15 protein-coding genes and 1 pseudogene are annotated in these 19,417 nt (G+C 39.2%); 7 read left to right on the top strand and 9 right to left on the bottom strand.

Annotated features, from left to right (window positions below; genetic code table 11):
• The first annotated feature begins 31 nt into the window (after positions 1-31).
• From GSF09_RS04590 to GSF09_RS04605, 4 genes are all read left to right on the top strand, one after another.
• Positions 32-1,228: an aspartate aminotransferase family protein gene (locus GSF09_RS04590; RefSeq protein WP_159799765.1), complete on the top strand. Its 1,197-nt coding sequence runs from the start codon at positions 32-34 to the stop codon at positions 1,226-1,228.
• A 105-nt stretch (positions 1,229-1,333) separates the two neighbouring features.
• Positions 1,334-2,728, top strand: a complete 1,395-nt coding sequence (locus GSF09_RS04595; RefSeq protein ID WP_159799766.1) for a tetratricopeptide repeat protein — start codon at positions 1,334-1,336, stop codon at positions 2,726-2,728.
• A 56-nt stretch (positions 2,729-2,784) separates the two neighbouring features.
• Positions 2,785-3,534, top strand: a complete 750-nt coding sequence (locus GSF09_RS04600) for a shikimate dehydrogenase (RefSeq protein WP_159799767.1) — start codon at positions 2,785-2,787, stop codon at positions 3,532-3,534.
• A gap of 138 nt (positions 3,535-3,672) precedes the next feature.
• Positions 3,673-5,730 (top strand): DUF349 domain-containing protein, encoded by a 2,058-nt coding sequence (locus GSF09_RS04605; RefSeq protein ID WP_159799768.1) that lies wholly within the window; start codon positions 3,673-3,675, stop codon positions 5,728-5,730.
• 35 nt (positions 5,731-5,765) lie between these two features.
• On the opposite strand, the gene mazG is transcribed toward GSF09_RS04605, so the two are convergent.
• The 3 genes from mazG to def form a co-directional block, all read right to left on the bottom strand.
• Positions 5,766-6,539 carry a nucleoside triphosphate pyrophosphohydrolase gene (gene mazG / locus GSF09_RS04610; RefSeq protein ID WP_159799769.1) on the bottom strand — a complete coding sequence of 258 codons (774 nt, stop codon included), beginning with the start codon at positions 6,537-6,539 and terminating at the stop codon, positions 5,766-5,768.
• Between the two features lie 79 nt (positions 6,540-6,618).
• Entirely contained in the window at positions 6,619-7,050 is a 432-nt protein-coding gene (locus GSF09_RS04615; RefSeq protein WP_159799770.1) for a DUF5606 domain-containing protein, read from the bottom strand.
• Between the two features lie 54 nt (positions 7,051-7,104).
• On the bottom strand, positions 7,105-7,692 hold the full coding sequence (gene def / locus GSF09_RS04620; protein WP_159799771.1) for a peptide deformylase: 588 nt from the start codon (positions 7,690-7,692) through the stop codon (positions 7,105-7,107).
• A gap of 186 nt (positions 7,693-7,878) precedes the next feature.
• Between def and GSF09_RS04625 the strand changes: the two genes are divergently transcribed.
• Positions 7,879-10,098: an FUSC family membrane protein gene (locus tag GSF09_RS04625; RefSeq protein WP_159799772.1), complete on the top strand. Its 2,220-nt coding sequence runs from the start codon at positions 7,879-7,881 to the stop codon at positions 10,096-10,098.
• 52 nt (positions 10,099-10,150) lie between these two features.
• Here the strand turns inward: GSF09_RS04625 and mnmA are convergent, their stop codons facing one another.
• The 5 genes from mnmA to GSF09_RS04650 all read right to left on the bottom strand — a co-directional run bounded on the left by mnmA (position 10,151) and on the right by GSF09_RS04650 (position 16,059).
• Positions 10,151-11,338 (bottom strand): tRNA 2-thiouridine(34) synthase MnmA, encoded by a 1,188-nt coding sequence (gene mnmA / locus GSF09_RS04630; protein ID WP_159799773.1) that lies wholly within the window; start codon positions 11,336-11,338, stop codon positions 10,151-10,153.
• A 39-nt stretch (positions 11,339-11,377) separates the two neighbouring features.
• Entirely contained in the window at positions 11,378-12,067 is a 690-nt protein-coding gene (locus tag GSF09_RS04635) for a toxin-antitoxin system YwqK family antitoxin (RefSeq protein WP_159799774.1), read from the bottom strand.
• A 99-nt stretch (positions 12,068-12,166) separates the two neighbouring features.
• The gene (gene yidC / locus GSF09_RS04640; protein ID WP_159799775.1) at positions 12,167-14,065 is read right to left on the bottom strand and encodes a membrane protein insertase YidC; all 1,899 of its coding nucleotides are present in this window, start codon (positions 14,063-14,065) and stop codon (positions 12,167-12,169) included.
• Positions 14,066-14,086: 21 nt separating this feature from the next.
• Entirely contained in the window at positions 14,087-15,697 is a 1,611-nt protein-coding gene (locus tag GSF09_RS04645; RefSeq protein WP_159799776.1) for a CTP synthase, read from the bottom strand.
• Between the two features lie 131 nt (positions 15,698-15,828).
• Positions 15,829-16,059 (bottom strand): DUF3820 family protein, encoded by a 231-nt coding sequence (locus GSF09_RS04650; protein ID WP_159799800.1) that lies wholly within the window; start codon positions 16,057-16,059, stop codon positions 15,829-15,831.
• 121 nt (positions 16,060-16,180) lie between these two features.
• On the opposite strand from GSF09_RS04650, the gene GSF09_RS04655 reads away from it, so the two are divergent.
• The gene (locus tag GSF09_RS04655) at positions 16,181-17,032 is read left to right on the top strand and encodes an OmpA family protein (RefSeq protein WP_159799777.1); all 852 of its coding nucleotides are present in this window, start codon (positions 16,181-16,183) and stop codon (positions 17,030-17,032) included.
• Positions 17,033-17,056: 24 nt separating this feature from the next.
• Here the strand turns inward: GSF09_RS04655 and GSF09_RS04660 are convergent, their stop codons facing one another.
• On the bottom strand, positions 17,057-17,680 hold the full coding sequence (locus tag GSF09_RS04660; protein ID WP_159799778.1) for a hypothetical protein: 624 nt from the start codon (positions 17,678-17,680) through the stop codon (positions 17,057-17,059).
• A 210-nt stretch (positions 17,681-17,890) separates the two neighbouring features.
• Here GSF09_RS04660 and GSF09_RS04665 point away from each other — a divergent pair.
• Positions 17,891-19,153: pseudogene (locus tag GSF09_RS04665) on the top strand (site-specific integrase).
• Positions 19,154-19,417 lie beyond the last annotated feature (264 nt).

Raw genomic sequence — 19,417 nt, forward strand, 5'->3', positions numbered from 1 at the left:
ACTAATACTTTTTGGATAAAAGGGCATATAAATGCTGAATGATTTTTTTAAATACCAGGCGCAAACTTCGCCACACCCTTTAGGTGTTGAAGTTTCGCATGCAAAAGGTTCTTATATATTTGATACGAACAACAAAGCTTATCTGGATTTTGTAGCCGGGGTTTCCGCTACAAGCCTGGGGCATCAGCACCCAAGGGTAAATGAGGCAATTATTAACCAGCTGAACAAATATTCGCATGTAATGGTATATGGCGAATATGCGCAGCATCCGGCAACCGAATTTTGCAGGCTGCTGGCAAGCCACCTGCCGGAAAAGCTGAATAAAACCTATTTAACCAACAGCGGTACCGAAGCTACCGAAGGTGCCTTAAAACTGGCGCGCAGGGTTACCGGGCGCAGTCAGCTTATATCGTGTTATAATGCCTACCATGGCAACACTATGGGCTCTATGAGCGTAATGGGGTTTGAAGAGCGCAAACAGGTTTTTCGCCCACTGATACCCGATGTTGACTTTATAACGTTTAATAACGAGGACGACCTGCAGAAGATAACGGATAAAACTGCCGGCATCATACTGGAAACTATTCAGGGTGGTGCAGGTTTTATACAACCGCATAACGATTTTTTAAAAAAGGTACGCAAACGCTGTGATGAAACAGGCGCACTGATGATACTGGATGAAATACAGCCCGGTTTTGGGCGCACAGGCAAACTGTTTGGTTTTCAGAACTATGATGTTATTCCCGATGTTATTATTATGGGTAAAGGCATGGCGGGAGGTATGCCTGTAGGGGCTTTTACAGCCTCAGCTGAAATGATGGATTTGCTGAGCCATAACCCAAAGCTGGGGCATATAACTACATTTGGCGGCCACCCGGTTATAGCCGCAGCCTGCCTTGCTACATTACAGGAAATTACCGAAACTGACATTATGGCGCAGGCACTGGAAAAAGAAAAGCTTTTCAGAAAACTTTTGGTGCACCCGCTTATTGAGGAAGTTCGCGGTGAAGGGTTAATGCTTGCCGCTATGACGCCAAGTGCAGCCATTACTGATAAAGTTATCCTTAGATGCCAGGAAAAAGGGCTTATATTATTCTGGCTGCTTTTTGAGGGTAAAGCAATACGCATAACCCCGCCTTTAACTATTTCGAAAGAAGAAATAACTGACGGTTGTGGCACTATTATTGAAGTTATGAATGAGATTCTTGCCGAACAGCAAAATAATTAACTATACAAATTGTTAATTAAATTGTTCAAAAGAAATCTAAATTAATTCCTTTTAGGAGAAACGTTTTGTAACTTTAAGAAGGATAATTTTAAACAAAAGGAGAGTATGAATTTGAGCCACGAAGAAGAAGATCACGGTTTATCCTTATCAAAGTTTGAATCAATGCTGAAAACCAATAAGGTATTCTTTTTTGATTCGGAAGAGTTTGAAGATATCATCCTTCATTACCTTGACACCGGAAAAATAAATTTAGCTAAAAAGGCCTTAAAACTAGGCCTGGAACAACACCCCAGGTCAACAGGCTTAAAATTAGTACAGGTGGAACTTTTAGTTTTTGATGATAAGCTTGATATGGCGGAAAGGCTTTTAAACGACCTTTATGCCATAGAACCAACAAATGAAGAAATATATATACAAAAAGCCAATATATATTCTAAGCGTGACCAGCATGAAAAAGCGGTAGAACTGCTGAAAACCGCTCTGCAATACACTGATGATTATGCCGATGTTTATTCGTTAATAGGTATGGAGTATCTTTTTATGGATAATCTTGAACTGGCAAAGGAAAACTTTATAAAATGCCTTGATGAAGATACCGAAGACCATTCGGCTTTGTACAATGTAGTATATTGTTTTGATTTCCTTGACCAGAATAACGAAGCCATTGGTTTCCTTAACGGTTTTATTGACAGAAACCCTTACAGCGAAGTAGCATGGCACCAGTTAGGCAGGCAGTATTATACTGTAAAAAACTATGAAAAGGCGCTTTGGGCCTTTGACTATGCTACCCTGATTGATGAAAGCTTTTTAGGGGCATTCCTCGAAAAGGCAAAAACACTGGAAAGGCTTAAGTGTTACCAGGATGCTATAGCATGTTACAATGTAACAATGGAACTGGATGACCCTACCTCCTTTGCATTGTTGCGTGTCGGCAAATGCCATGAACGCCTGGGCGAGCATGAAAAAGCTTTAAAGTTTTATCTAAAAACGGTTCATGAAGACCCATTGCTTGATAAGGCTTGGATAGCCATAACTGATTTTTACATACGCAGGAAAAACTACCAGAAAGCCCTTTATTATGTAAATAAGGCAATTGGTATAGATAATGAAAACAAACTGTACTGGAAACGCTATGCGGCTATAAACAAAGCCCTTAATTTTCATGAAGAGGCAGAAGAAGGTTACCGCAAGGCTGTAGAGTTTGGCGATTACCAGCTTGATACCTGGATTTTTTGGGTAGATACACTACAGTTTATAGGGGAGTATAATATGGCTGTAAATACATTATTACAGGCTTGCGACCATTATCCCGAAGAATATGAAATTGAGTACAGGCTGGCTGGATTATATTTTATGCTGAATGAAAATGAAAAAGGTATTTTCCATATGAGCAATGGGTTAAGGCTTAATTACAAAAACCATGTGCTTTTAGAGGAATTTTTCCCTACAGTATGGGATAGCAAAGTAGTACAGGATACTTTAAAAAAACATAAAAAATAAATTAGTTTAGCTATATTTTACCGGCATTAGTGCCGGTTTTTTTATATTTATATATTATGAAAACTAAAATATACGGCCTTGTAGGTAAAGATATTGGTTACTCTTTTTCACGAAGTTATTTTAAAAAGAAATTTGAACGTGAAGGGCTTGAGAATTATAAATATAAAAATTTTGACATTGAAGATATAAGTCTTTTAAAGCAGATTATTAGTGAAAATAAAAAGATTAAAGGTCTTAATGTAACCATACCTTATAAAGAGCAGGTACTGCCGCTACTGGACTCTGTTTCTAAAAATGCAAAGGTTATCGGTGCTGTAAATACTATAACCATTTCAAAAAAAGGGAAACTAAAAGGATATAATACCGATCATTACGGCTTTAAAAAAGCTTTAAAACCCTTGTTAAAAAAGCACCACAATAAAGCCCTGATACTGGGCACAGGCGGTGCATCAAAAGGTGTAGCATTTGCCCTTAGGAAACTGAATATTGAATATGACTTTGTTTCGCGCAATGCTACTGATGTTATTTACAGTTATGATGACCTTGATAAGGAAGTATTTGAAGATTACCAAATTATAATAAATACCACCCCGTTAGGTACTTTTCCTGATATGGAGCGGTATCCGCCAATAGATTACAGCCTTTTTACAGATAGGCACATTGCCTTTGACCTTATTTACAACCCGGAAGAAACCATATTCCTGAAGAATGCAAAGGCTGCGGGCGCTATAGCCAAAAATGGTTATGAAATGCTTGTGCACCAGGCTGAGAAGGCATGGAAAATATGGAATAAAAAAATCGGATAACCCGTTAATGTATTTCACGCCTTACCTTAGTTTTCAAAATCTTATTAAGGAGATGAGATTTTAATGTTTTTTTTTGAATTTTAAAGTGGCTTTACTATCTTTCGGCATTAAAGCAGTATAAACCTTAAACATTTAGCAATGTTAGAAGAAAAGAATGATAACCTGCATAATGCAGATGGAGAAAACGTAAACCCTGCCCACGAGCAAACCCAAAAAAATCTTGTTCCCAGCAATGATGATATTGTGTCGGATGATGAAGGGCTTGGTGTAAATAAAAATATTCATGAAACCGAAGGGCAGCTTCCTTTTGCCCCTGAAGAGGTGCTGAATGCAGGCAAGGAGACAGAAAGCAATGAAAATGAAAATACAGCGGAAGAAGCACCTAAAAAAGACCGTTCGGCAGTAGAATCTATCGAAGATTCCAATGCTGAGGACAGTGAGGATGAATCAGCTTCAGGCAGGCATGATATACCGATGGAAAACTATGAGGCTTTTTCAATGGAAAAGCTTGCTGATGAACTTGAAAAGCTTTTAAAGCATGACAAGGTGATGTCGGTTAAGGAACATATCGAGGAAATAAAAAAAGAGTTTTACTCTAAATATAACCACCTTATTGAAGAAAAAAGGGATGAGTACAGTAATGAAAATGATGGTGATACATCAGGTTTTGATTACCATTTTCCTTTAAAAAACAGGTTTGACGACCTTTATAACCAATACAGGGATAAAAAAAACAGCCACTTTAAAAGACTTCAGTCTGACTTAAAATCCAACCTTGAAAACAGGCTGGCTATTATTGAAGAGCTTAAAAATCTTGTGGACAGCGATGAAAGCATGAAAGATGCGCTTAAGCATGTTAATGAACTTCGTGAACGCTGGAAAAATGCAGGGCCTATACCCCGGGATAAATACAACCATGTATGGAATAACTTTCACTTTCATATTGAGCGCTTTTATGACCACCTGCACCTTGACAGGGAAATGCGCGATATGGATTTTAAGCATAACCTTGAGCAAAAGGAAAGCATTATTGCACGTGCTGAGGAGTTATTAAATGAAGAAGATATTACCAAGGCTTTCCGCGAATTGCAGTCTCTGCATAAAATGTGGAAAGAGGAAATAGGGCCTGTAGCCCGCGAACACCGTGAGGAAATATGGAACCGTTTTAGCGAACTGACCAAGCAACTGCATGACAGGCGCGAAGCGTTTTATGGAAAACTTAAAGAGAAAGAACAGGATAACCTGGCAAGGAAAAAAGAAATTATAGCACAGATTGAAGCTATTGCAGGTCAAAAAGTGGAGAGCCATAATGCATGGCAGGCACAGATTGAAAAAATTGAAGCTTTAAGAAGCCAGTTCTTTAACGCAGGAAAAGTGCCTATTGAAGTAAATGAAGATGTATGGGCCGAGTTTAAAAATGCCGTAAGGAATTTTAATACCACGAAAAACTCTTTTTATAAAGAAATTAAAAAAGACCAGCAGGATAACCTGAATAAAAAAATGGCATTGGTGGAAAAGGCACAGTCGCTTAAAGACAGTGAAGATTTTGCAGCCACTACGCCTGTTATGAAACAAATACAGGAAGAATGGAAAACCATTGGCCATGTGCCAAGAAAATATTCTGACTCTGTTTGGAAAGATTTTAAGGCAGCGTGCAATCATTATTTTGACAGGCTTCATGCACACAGGAACGAAGCAAACAAAGACGAGGTTGCCGCTTTTGAAAAGAAGAAAGAATATCTTGACTCGTTAAAAGATTTTGAGCTGACCGGTGAGCATAAAACCGACCTTGACGCGATTAAAAAGCATATTGAAAACTGGAAGGCCATAGGCCGTGTACCGCAGGCAAGGAGGCATATAGAAGGTAAATTCAATAAAATACTGGATGCCCTTTTTGATAAACTGAGCCTTTCTAAAAAAGAGGCTGAAATGGTTAAATTTAATAACCGTCTTGAACAGCTTGCCGACAGTGATGACAGCCGCAGACTTGAAAATGAACAAATATTTATTATGCGTAAAATTGACGAGGTTCAGTCGGAAATTTTACAGTTGGAAAACAATATACAGTTCATATCTAACGCAAAAGCAGATAATCCTTTGGTTAAGGAAGTAAATAAAAGTATAGAACGCCATAAAGAAGAACTTAAAACCTGGAAAGAGAAACTTAAACAGATAAGGAGTTTCAATCAGGAATAAAATAAAAGCGCCATCAAAATGATGGCGCTTTTATTTTATAACTTTTTTGCTTCATTCCAAAAAACATCCATTTCGGCAAGTGTCATTTCTGCCAGGGGCTTTCCAATTTCCCCTGCTTTGCTTTCAAGGTATTGAAACCGCTTGATAAACTTTTTATTGGTACGCTCTAAAGCGTCTTCCGGGTTTATATTTAAAAAGCGGGCATAATTAATCATAGAGAATAAAACATCGCCAAATTCAGCTTCTATTTTGTCCGTATTACCTTCCTTTACTTCCTGCTGAAACTCCTGCAATTCTTCCTGTACCTTATCCCAAACCTGGCCGGGTTCTTCCCAGTCAAACCCCACTCCTTTTGCCTTATCCTGTATCCTGCTGGCTTTTACAAGGGCAGGCAAACTTTTAGGCACACCTTCCAATACTGATTTTTTGCCTTCCTTCAACTTTAGCTTTTCCCAGTTTTGCTTTACCTGTTCCTCATTTTCAACCTTTACGTCACCATATATATGCGGATGGCGGTGTATGAGTTTTTCACATATTTCATTGGCAACATCAGCTATATCAAAATCACCGGTTTCACTGCCTATTTTTGCATAAAATATAATATGAAGCAATATATCACCCAGCTCTTTTTTAACTTCATTCAGATTGTTATCCAGTATAGCATCGCCCAGTTCATAAGTTTCCTCAATCGTCAGGTGGCGCAGGCTTTGCATTGTCTGTTTCCTGTCCCACGGGCACTTTTCCCTAAGGTCGTCCATAATATCCAAAAGCCTGTTAAAAGCCTTAAGCTGCTGCTGTCTTGAATTCATATTTATATTATTTATGTAAAAATAAAAATCCTGCCGCTAAAACAAGTGGCAGGATAATAAATAAATTTAGTAAGGTAATTTATTCTTCTGTTTTAACTTCGTCTTCCTTAGCTTCTTCAGCCAGGCTTTCTTTACTTACAAGCCCTTTTGCTTGTAATGTATTATACCAGTTAAGTATCTTTTTTATATCCGAGGCATACACCCTATCCTCATCAAATTCAGGCAGTGCTTCCCTGAAATAATTTTCAAGGGTAGCATTATCCTCTTTATGGGAAATTGCAGGGCCTTTATTTTCTTTCTCAGCAATTGCCCTAAACACTTCCGATAGTTTTATCTCTCCATCATAAGTGTAAACTGATATTTCAGATAAAAGGCTCACATTATTCCTAAGCCCCACAGTTATCCTTTTACCATCAGAAAGCGATTCGGCAACAAAGCCTGTCCTTGTTTGTATTTTTAATTCGTATAATCCCGGTTTGCCCGAAATGGCTAATATTTTATCAATGCTCATTATAAAATTTTTTAAGGGTAGCAAATATGCAATCTTTGGTTTTAAAATCAAAAATTATCTGCCTTTTTTAGCAACAAATTTCATTTTATAATCAGGCCTTGTTTTGCCCTCCATAATATTCTGGAGTTTCTTTTGTATCAGCCTTTTTTTTAGCGATGATATTTTATCTGTAAACAAAATCCCCTCAATGTGGTCATACTCATGCTGTATAACCCTGGCAATTAAGCCGTCATATACATCGGTGTGCTTATTAAAATCTTCATCATAATACTCAATGGTTATTTTTTCCTTGCGGTAAACATCTTCGCGAACCTCAGGAATACTAAGGCAGCCCTCATTAAAACCCCACTCCTCGCCTTCTTCCTTTACAATTACAGGATTGATAAACGCTTTTTTAAAGCCTTTAAGCTTGTCCTGTTCTTCTTTCGTCAGGTCATCGTCTTCGCTAAAAGGGGTGGTATCTACTACAAAAAGCCTGATAGCAAGCCCTACCTGCGGAGCTGCAAGCCCAACGCCATAGGCATTATACATGGTATCAAACATATTATCCACAAGCTGTTTAAGCTCCGGATAATCTTTAGGTATTTCCTCACCTTTTTTCCTCAGCACAGGGTCTCCGTATCCTATAATAGGTAATATCATTGTTTAACTTTTTAATTTTTAAGGAATATAAATTTCCTTTATCAATAATCGTGCGCAAAAATAATAAATTAAAATTTATCAGGTATTTGTTGCCCTAAACAGCAGATGCTAATTTTTTGTGAGAATTAACGCAATCTGTGTTTAATAACTATACCATTTATTACCTTTGTTACTAACACCTGCCCAATGATTGAAAAAATAAGGCAATTTACCGATAGCTATAATTTTTCTAAAGCACTGATAGTTACACTTTCGGCTGCGCTGCCGGTGCTTATACTTTCGCGGCTTGCTTATTTTGAAGCAGGTGTTACCATAGCCATAGGTGCTTTCCTTACTTATCCGGCTGATATACCCAGCAACAGCCAACACAGGCTTAAAGGCTTGCTTACCACTGCGCTGATTGTGGCAGGGTGTACCCTTTTGGTTAATCTTTTATATCCTTTTCCGGCAGTTTTTTATCCGGTGGTTACCCTATTGGTGTTTTTCCTTTCCATGATTTCGGTTTACGGTCAAAGGGCAACTATGGTGTCGTTTTCAGGCCTGCTGGCCATAGCACTGGCAACGGGGCATATAAAAACAGGCTGGAATGTGGTAACACATACCGGGCTTGTGTTATGTGGTGGTATTATCTATACCACTGTTTCCATGATTTTTAATTTCCTGAACCCACACAGGTACACTGAACTGCAAATTGCCGAATGCCTGAAGCTGACAGCTAAATACATGAAACTTCGTGGCGACCTTTGGGATGCCGAAGCAGACAGGGGCAGTATAATTGAAAAGCAACTTAACTTACAGGTAGAAATTAATACCATACACGAAAACCTGCGTGAAATACTTATCAGGAACCGATCTAACGCAGGTAATTCCAACCGGAACCGCAGGATGCTGCTCGTGTTTATATCATTGGTGGAAATACTGGAAATAGCACTTTCCACCTCGTTTGACCACAGCAAGCTGCAACAAAAATTCAGTGCCTACCCTAAAGTAATTGGCAATTACCAAAACCTTGCCTATAACCTTGCCGCAACGCTAAAGAAAATTTCCAAAAGCATTGAGAAGAAAAAAAAATATACATCAAAGCACAGCTTGCTGCAGGATATTGAAGCCTTTGAAAAAGCTATTGAAAATTATGAAAGCGCATTAGGAAAAGAAGAAGCTTCGGAAGGGGTATGGATGCTTTCCAACATGCTGCATTATGCCGAAAAGCAAGTAGAGAAAATTAAGATTATAGAGCGTGCATTTACGCTAAACATGAATTTTAAAGACCTGAAAGGGCGTGATAAAGACCTTGAAAAATTCCTTGCACCGGAATATTACCCATTCCGGATATTAAGGGAAAACCTTAGCTTCTCTTCTACAATATTCCGACTTTCGCTACGGCTCACGCTGACTATTGCCATGGGCTTTATTATAGGGCTTATATTCCCGCTGCAAAATGTGTACTGGATTTTGCTCACCATAGTGGTTATTATGCGGCCGGGGTATGGGCTTACAAAGCAAAGGTCTTACCAAAGGATTATAGGTACCATTACAGGCGGCATTATAGCTTTTGCATTTTTAAGTTTTGTGCACCATCCTGTTATTACAGGCACACTGGCTATAGTATGCATGATAATGGGCTTTACCTTTACTGCTATAAACTACCGCATTGGGGCAACGTTTGTAACCATATATGTAATATTTGTGTATAGCATGCTTAATCCTGATATAAGCCATGTAATACAGTACCGCATTATTGATACTGTGGTTGGGGCACTGCTTGCTTTTGGAGCCAATTATTTCTTTTGGCCTTCTTGGGAATTTATAAATATGCCAGCCCACATTAAAAAATCTATTGAGGCCAACAGGGATTATCTGCAGGAAATTTCGCTTATGTACAATAAAAAAGAGGGGGTGCCCACCTCATACCGGCTGGCCCGTAAAAATGCTTTTGTAGCTTTAGGGAATTTTATGGCCTCCTACCAGCGCATGGCGCAGGAACCCAAGTCAAAGCAAAAAAAGCAGCAGCAGGTTTATAAGCTGGCAGTACTTAACCATACCTTACTATCATCACTCGCATCATTGGGAACTTATATACAATCCCGAAAAACATCAAAGGCTTCCGAAGCTTTTAATGTAGTAGTACAGGCAGTAACTAAAAATATGGATAATGCAGTTATGCTGATAAATATGGGTGAAGAAGCTTCTGAAGTTAATTTTGCCGATAAAGAGGAACTTGCCATGCGCTTTACAGAACTCAAAAATATAAGGGCACGCGAACTCAGGGAAACCGAATTAACCCATGAGGAAGAGTTCAGGCTGAGGATGCAGGAAGCTAACCTTGTAATTGAGCAACTTGTATGGCTTAATACCTTGTCGGAAAAAATTGTAAAGGCTGCAAGGCAACTGCAATTTGGGAAATAAAACACCATCCTGAAAATCATCAGGATGGCATTATTGTTTATACTTTAAAAGTTTATGAAATTACTCCACTGCCTATAAGTTCATCGTTAATATACCAGGCGGCAAACTGCCCTTCGGTTATTGCGCTTTGCGGCTCATTGAATGAAATGTACATGCCGTTATCAAACCTGTGCAATATAGCTTTTTGCAGTGGCTGGCGGTAACGGATGCGCACCATAACTTCCATTGTTTCACCATCTTTTAAGGCCAGGTCTTCCCTTATCCAGTGTATCTCACTTTCCTGGATAAACAGTGCCCTGCGAAAAAGACCCGGGTGGCTGTGCCCCTGCCCTGTGTATATGGCATTGGTTTTTACATCTGTGGCAATTATAAAAAGCGGTTCTTTTGTACCACCCACGTTAAGCCCTTTTCGCTGCCCTATGGTATAGTAATGTGCTCCCTGGTGCCTACCTACCATTTTGCCCATTTCAGGGGTATAATCAAGATTCTTGGCTTCAAAGGCCAACTGCTCTTTTACATTACTGAATTTTGGTATGTCAATTTTATAAGCGGCTGCATTGGCATCCACCTCATAAATTAATCCTTCCTTAGGCTGTAGCTGCTGCTGCAAAAATTCGGGCAGCCTTACTTTTCCTATAAAGCATAAACCCTGCGAATCTTTCTTTTCGGCGGTGGCAAGCTCCATTTTGGCAGCTATATCCCTCACCTGCGGCTTTGTTAGCTCCCCAATGGGAAATAATGCTTTAGCAAGCTGCTCCTGCGATAGCTGGCACAAAAAATAGGACTGGTCTTTATTACCGTCAACTCCGGCTAAAAGGCGGTGTATTTGTTTTCCGTCTTTTTCTATAGTATCCTTGCGGCAATAGTGCCCTGTTGCTACATAGTCGGCACCAAGCCCAAGGGCAATTTTCATGAAAACATCAAATTTTATTTCCCGGTTGCAAAGCACATCAGGATTAGGCGTGCGCCCTTTTTCATATTCGTTAAACATATAGTCCACTATACGCTCTTTGTACTGCTCGCTAAGGTCAACTGTTTGGAAAGGGATGCCCAGTTTCTCAGCTACAAGTAAAGCATCATTGCTGTCTTCCAGCCAAGGGCATTCATTGGATATGGTAACCGAATCATCATGCCAGTTCTTCATAAAAAGCCCAACAACATCATATCCCTGTTCTTTAAGCAGGTATGCCGCAACACTGGAATCAACTCCTCCCGATAATCCTACAACTACACGTTTCATTTTAAATATTCTGAATTCTGCTGCAAAATTACAACAAAATTATTTACGCTGCCCTGCTTCGCCTTTATCCTCCTGTTTTACAAGCTTGCCGTTTTCATAAAACTTCCATTGCCCCACCCTTGCGCCATTACTATAATCGCCTTCTGCAACCACCTGCCCGTGGCTGTCTTTAAAAATGGCGTGCCCATGCAGCTTTCCATCCTTATAATGCGACTCTTCCAGTTGAAGCCCTTTTTCTGTATATTTTTTATAAACCCCATTTCTAACCCCGTTGGCATACTGTGCTTCTTCCGCAATTTTCCCGTTAGCAAAATAAACTTTCCTTACACCTGTAAGCTGCCCCTTGGTATAATGCTCTGTAAGCATAATGGTTTCCTTGCCCGGGTGGTAAAATTTCCATTCACCCACACGCTGCTTGTTTACCTCTTTCCCCTCACTGGCTTTTTTCCCTTTTTCTCCATAAAAAACAACATAGTAGGAACCGTCTTTTAAGGAAAAATCCCTTGTAGCCATAAGTGACGACACTGAGTCATTATTAAAGAATTTAAAAACGCCTGTTTCCTTCCCATGGTTAAAAGTGCCTTCATATCGCGGCAGTTTAGTATCCTCATATATACCCTTCCACAGGCCGTGCCTTTTGCCCTGATTATCTGTTTTATTAATTTGCTGTGCTTCCACATTTATAATGCCGAAAAGTAATATCAACAATAAAGAAAAACGGATTTTCATAAATCTGTGCTTTTAATCTGAAACTCTAATTATAAGTTTTTATTGTTATGCATAAACCATGCAAAATAGTAAAAAAGCACCCCTTTGGGTGCTTTTATTTTATTTCTTGTTTTGCCTTGTTTTTTGCTGTTCCTGTGCCTGCTCCATCATTTCCTGCATTTTGCGCTGAAAACGGCTTTGCGTTTTTGGCTTGGATTTGTTCTCCTGTATTATGGCATGTACTTTATCCTCTTTTACAATATGGTTTTTAATTACATACATAATACCAATTGTAATAAGGTTGGAGATAAAGTAATACAAACTTAAGCCCGATGCATAGTTATTAAAGAAAATAAGCATCATAACAGGTGATATATATATCATTATCTTCATTATCTTGCTCATATCCGGCATGCCTTCCTGCGGTGGCTGTGCCATAGACTGGTCGCCCGTTGTCATTTTCATGTAAAAGAATATGGCTACTGATGCCAGTATAGGGAATAAACTTACATGGTTGCCATAAAACGGTATATAAAATGGCAGATGAAGTACTGAGTCATAAGACGAAAGGTCGGTTGCCCAAAGGAAACTCTTTTGCCTTAAATCAAAGAATGAAGGGAAAAACTGGAATAATGCATAAAAAACCGGTATCTGCATAAGTGCAGGAAGACAGCCGGCCATTGGGCTTACGCCCGCTTTGCTGTACAGCTTCATGGTTTCCTGCTGTTTTTTCATAGGGTCTTTTTTGTACTTCTCATTTATTTCCTGTATTTCAGGGCGAAGCACCTTCATTTTTGCCTGTGAAAGGTAGGATTTATAGGTAATTGGCGACATTACAAGCCTTACCAGGATGGTAAATAATATAATGGCAATACCATAAGGGATAAATGAACTTAGCAGTGTAAATACCGGAATAAAAATATAACGGTTTATCCACCCGAAAATACCCCAACCCAAAGGCATAACCTCATCAAGGTTGCGGTCATACTCATTAAGTATCTTATAATCTGCCGGGCCATAATACCAGTTCATATTATAGCTAAGCTCCCCGCCTTTAAACTCCAGCGGCACTTTGGCGGTAAAATTTTTGGTAAATATGGTATCCTGCTTTTCGTCCTTCACGAGGTTTTCAGAAGTAAGGTCGGCGGTTTTAAAAGGGGTATCTGTAAGCAGTATCGAAGTAAAAAAGTGCTGTTTGTAAGCTATATAAGTAACATTATCTGCCTTCTCAGCCTCGTTTTTACCCTGTCCTAAATAATCGTCCTTACCTTCTTCATATTCATATACAAGCTCAGTGTACCTGTTTTCATATGAAACGCTTTTTTCGTTCCTGTAGGCTTTAAGCTGCCACTCCAAATCCATTGGCTGGGATGTATCCACTATTTGCGAAAGCCCCTGCGTGCGGATTGAAAAATCCATCATATAATCATTATGCTTAAGCACATAACGATACTCAAGGAATTCATTAGGCCCTGCCTTTAATCGCATGGTTAGTACTTCGTTTTCGCCTTCTTTGGTTTTAGCAGGCTCAAAGTACATATCCTTGGTATTAAGGATGCGGTTATCCTTAGTTTTAAACTGCAGGTTAAAATTGGCATTATTATTTTTTATAAGCTCAACCCTTTCGTTAGAGCCTTTTTTAAACTGCTCAAAATTATTCATGTTGGCTTCAGCTATATATCCTCCTTTATTGGATATACGCAATGTTACCAGCGGGTTTTTAAGCTCTGTAATACCATTTTTAGCGGAAGGCAGCGAAGCACTGTAAGCAAATGCACCCAGCGAGCCCTTAAGCTTTTCAATCCTTACAGAATCGCTAAGCGTGCTGTCCTGCATTACAGAAGCCGTTTTTTGTTCGGGTATCTGTTTTTGTTTAGCCTTTTCTATCTGCTCTTTTTTGGCTTTTTCCTTATTAAGCTCTTCCTGGGTAGGCGTTTGGTTGTATATCATCCATAAAAGGATAATGCCTATTAAAACAAACCCGGCAATCGACTTAAAGTCTAACTTCTTTTCTTCCATTTATTAAAATAATTGTTACTCTTAGCATTTGCCTTTTACCGCAGCCTCAATAAATTTTACAAACAGCGGGTGCGGATTGGCAACAGTACTTTTATATTCAGGGTGATACTGTACACCTATAAAAAACGGGTGGTTTTCCAGCTCTATAATCTCAACCAGCCCTGTATCGGGATTAATACCCGATGCTTTAAGCCCAGCTTTTTCAAGCTGTTCTTTGTATTTCCCGTTAAATTCATACCTGTGGCGGTGGCGCTCCATAATTTCTTTCTTTCCGTATATGGCACCGGCAAGCGAACCTTCCTCAAGCTGGCATTTCCAAGCACCAAGGCGCATTGTACCGCCCATATCGGTTATGTTTTTCTGCTCCTCCATTATATTGATAACAGCATGAGGCGTGTGCTCATTCATTTCGGTTGAATTGGCATCGGCCAGCCCAAGAACATTGCGTGAATATTCTATAACCGCCATTTGCATACCCAGGCAGATACCAAAAAACGGGATATTGTTTTCCCTTGCATAGCGCACCGTTTCAATTTTACCTTCTATTCCCCTTCCGCCAAAGCCCGGTGCAACCAGTATACCATCCAGCCCTGAAAGCTTTTCGGCAACATTGTCCTTATCAATATATTCAGAATGGACGCTTATTACATTTACTTTCGTTTCGTTGGCCGAACCTGCATGGATAAATGCCTCCAGTATGGATTTATAACTGTCCTGCAACTCCACATACTTGCCCACAAGCCCAATATTAACTGTGTGCTTAGGGTTTTTAAGCCTGAAAAGGAACTGGTTCCACTGCACAAGGTCGGGTGTATTTTTTTCCGGCAGGTCAAGCTTTTTAAGCGCAACTTTATCCAGCCCTTCCTCAAGCATAAGGTTAGGCACATCATATATAGTAGATGCGTCTATCGACTGTATAACCGCTTCCCTTTTTACATTACAAAACAAAGCCAGTTTCTGCCTTAATTCCGAAGATAATTCATGTTCTGTACGGCAAACCAGTATATCAGCTTTAATACCGCTTTCCATAAGTGTTTTAACCGAGTGCTGTGTTGGCTTGGTTTTAAGCTCGCCCGCAGCAGCAAGGTAAGGAACCAGCGTTAAATGAACTACTATACCATTATTTTCGCCAAGCTCCCATAACAACTGCCTTACAGATTCTATATACGGCAGCGACTCTATATCGCCCACAGTACCACCAATTTCGGTAATTACAATATCATAATCACCTGAATTGCCTAATAGCTGCATGCGCTCTTTAATCTCGTTGGTAATGTGCGGTACAACCTGTACTGTTTTACCTAAAAACTCGCCCCTGCGCTCTTTCTCAATAACCGAAAGGTAAACCCTCCCTGTAGTTACGTTGTTTGCCTGGGACGTAGGCACATTCAAAAAACGCTCATAATGCCCAAGGTCAAGGTCAGTTTCCGCACCGTCATCAGTTACGTAACATTCGCCATGCTCATAAGGGTTAAGCGTTCCGGGGTCAACATTAATGTAAGGGTCAAATTTTTGTATGGTAGCCCTGTAGCCCCTTGCCTGCAATAATTTTGCTAATGACGCCGCTATTATCCCCTTACCAAGGGATGATGTAACGCCGCCCGTAACAAAAATATACTTCGTTTGATTCATTATGCTTTATTGTTGTTGTGTTGTTGTTGCTGTTTTAAAAAACGAGGCAAAAATAATGAAATTAATCTGGTTATCTATCAATTTGGTGCGCGATTGTTACCGCAACAGATAAATCTTGAAGTTGGTTTTTGTTACGGCTTGGGGAACTGCTTTTGTATATTGCGCACAAGATGCTCAAGCCCGTTTAGCTTTAACTCATAAACCAGTTGCAACTGCTGCCCCAGCTGCCCTTTGGGAAAGCCTTTATTATTATACCACATTATGTAATATTCCGGCAGGTCTATAAGGTAACGCCCCTCATACTTGCCAAAAGGCATTTTGGTATGCGCAAGCTTAATAAGCTGTTCTTTCTGGTTATCCAAAAGCGTATGGTTTTTTAGGTTTCGGCAAAAATACGGCACGAAATTGGCATGGCATACTAAATAATTGGTTACTTTCGTTCTCATGGTTATGAAAAAAGCAATAATATACTTATATATATTTATGCTGTTTCCTTTTTTTACACAGGCACAGGAACAGTTTTCGGTTTACTTTGACAGTAATAAATTTGAACTTAAAAAAGCTGAGGCTGACCGGTTATATGCCTGGGCAGAAGCCAATAAAAGTTCAAAAATACTGGCCATTAACGGCTATACCGATGAAGATGGCAGTATAGGGCTAAACGATACGCTGGCACAGCGCAGGGTAAGCCATGTGCATGGCATTGTGAAGGATAAGGTAAAAACCCGCGATGACTTTAAAACCCGTAGTTTCGGTAAACTGCATAAAATGTCGCCCGTAAAAGCCGAGAACCGTAAGGTAACGGTATATTACCTGCGGGAGAAAGACCTTGGCCGGGAAAACGAAATACTGGGCATAACCCCGCCACCTGTTAAAAAAGCACCTGTGGTTTACCGCGATGAAATAACCATACGCGACCCAAGGGGCAATGAGGAAATAGTAAAGCTTGATGTTGATTTTATGAAGCGGGTGGGCGAAGCTAAGCCGGGCGAAAAACTACAGATTAAAAACCTGAACTTTTTTGAAAACACTTTTGCCATAGTGCCCGATTCCAGGCCGAGGCTTTTTGAGCTTTTGGAAATTATGCGCACTAACCCACAACTTAAAATAAAACTGGTGGGCCATATTTGCTGCATGCAGGGCGACCCAAAAAAATTGTCCTACCAGCGGGCAAAGGCAGTTGCCATGTTTTTAAGGCAGAACGGCATAGCAAGGGAACGTGTTACTTTTGAAGGGCTAGGCACAACCGAACCTTTATACCCCCTGCCCGAAAAGAATGAGGAAGAACGCGCCGCTAACCGCAGGGTAGAAGTTATGGTGTTGGAGAATAATTGATTGGAAATGCAATTAGTATTGTAATTATAGCTCTTTTAGCTTTTCAGGATTTTTCTCAAAATATTCATTACACTCTTTTCCAGACCATTCTTTTTTTGCAATATATTTGAATATTAAATCCTCATCAAAAACTAATTCAATAGATGCTCTTGAAGCATTGCCAACATAACTTGTATAAAATGAAAAAGATTTACTTTCTCCTGAATCTAGAGTATTATAATCAACATATCCATCATCACTTGTAATTTCATTACCATTTTTATCTTTATAAACAACCTTATATTTTAAATTTGGTACAGAGAATGTTGAATAATTTTTAACAATTCCTTTTCCAGAAGCCGAACCTCCATAACCAGATTCCCAATTCCAATTAACAACTTTTATATTTTCTTTAAGCTCTAAGTAAGTATCAAGAGCTTTATCAAGCATTACTATTTTAGACTTTTTTATTCTTTTAAGAATTACTTGATCAGTAGTATCTATTCTTTTATCTATGCAACCAGCATTTACACCAAATACGTAATTGTCATTTTCTACAAAATCTGTTAATCCTTTTGAATCTATTATCTGTAATAAAACCTGTTGAATCTTTTTAATAAAAAATATTAGACGAAAGCAAAAATAAGCAAAACGGTTAAGACCGTTCATATACAGTGGTTTATAAAACGTGAGGCAAAATTTGGAAGTAGGTGTCCGACAAGTTTTAGGCTTAAAATAACAAGGTTAGGTTACTAAATCGTTAGTGAATTGAACCAACCGAATGATAATATAACAGTTTATATTTCAGTCTTTTGCACCACTTTTCATATTCCCTTGTAACTCAATGAAAGTTAATTTTAAATGTTAAACAATTGAGTTATGGAACAAGAGAAAAGATCCACGTTCAAGCTGCTTTTCTACCTGAAGAAGAATGAACCTAAGAAGAACGGGAATGTCCCTGTTATGGGGCGTATCACTATTGACGGAACACCAAAATCCTTAGTACCAAACTCGACATCAACCCACACAATTGGGATTTAAAGCACGGAAGGGTTTTGGGTAAAAGTGCCCAGGCACTGAGTACCAATCTTAAATTGGATAATATACGGGTGCGTATCAATAAGATTTACGATGATATGCTCAAAGATGAAGGCTTTGCAACTGCACAAAAAGTAAAGCTATCATTTTTGGGAGTTGGCGTAATGGATGATGCCATCCTTAAAGTGTTTAAAGACCAGAATGAGGATTTTGAAAGAATGGTCAGCAAGGGCAAACGTTCTCAAAACACCTACAATAAATACAAGACCGTTTACAATCACCTGTCCGAATTTATCAGGGAACGCTATCACAGGGAGGATATGGCGTTTCGGGAACTTACCTCAGACTTTATCCGGAGTTCGATTTCTTTCTTCGTATAGATAAGGGATGTACACATAATACGATTTGGGTTTATACCATGCCGGTTATTGCTTTGGCGGAACTGGCAATTAAAAAAGGCTTGATTCGACAAAACCCTTTTTAAGATTATGAAATCAGCATGGAGGAAACTGATCGCAGCTATTTTTTAAAAGAGGATGTAGAAAAGTTAATGCTTCTCAAACCGTCCAAATCCAAATACGAACTTGTAAAAGACCTCTTTATTTTCAGTTGCTTTACAGGGCTTTCCTATATTGATATTCAAAAGCTGAAATGGAGCAATATACAGTCTCTCTTTGATGGCCACCAATGGATCATTAGCAGAAGGAAAAAATCAGATGTTGCTTCAAACGTCCGCCTATTGGAAATTCCAAACGTATTATTGAGAAATACAGGGGCGTTACCCGTAATGAGTATGTTTTTCCTGTTCCATCCAATGCTACTTGTAATAGTCATGTAAAGAAATTGATAGAGGAAGCGGAAATTGTTACAGAACAGAAAGTAACCTTCCATACTGCACGTCACACATTTGCTACCATGTTCCTCACTGAAGGTGTGCCACTTGAAAGCCTTAGCAAAATGATGGGGCATAAAAATATTTCCACCACACAGATTTATGCCAAGATCACAAGTCAGAAAATTAGTAAGGACATGGATTTAGTATCACAGAAATTCGCCGGAATGGAAGCAGCATTTATTGATATGGAAGAAGAGGTTGCTTCCTGACATTTATTGCTTTTAAAACTATAAGCACGGTTAAATCCTGTTTTTTTTGTTTCAAGAAACCAAGCATTCTTAAGAAATTCTTTTTTAAATTTACTTTTAACAATCCTATAAACAACCAAACTATGTCCTTATGTAAACTATGTCTTGAACGCGAAGCAAACAAAAAGAATACGCACTATCTTACTGATGCAATAATCCATACCTGTCTAAATTTGGACGGAACAAATGAACGTGAAAAAGGTCTGTACTTTGCCTTGGATAATA

Origin of the sequence: Flavobacterium sp. MK4S-17, from assembly GCF_009848495.1 — a bacterium.
Classification (GTDB): domain Bacteria; phylum Bacteroidota; class Bacteroidia; order Flavobacteriales; family Flavobacteriaceae; genus Flavobacterium.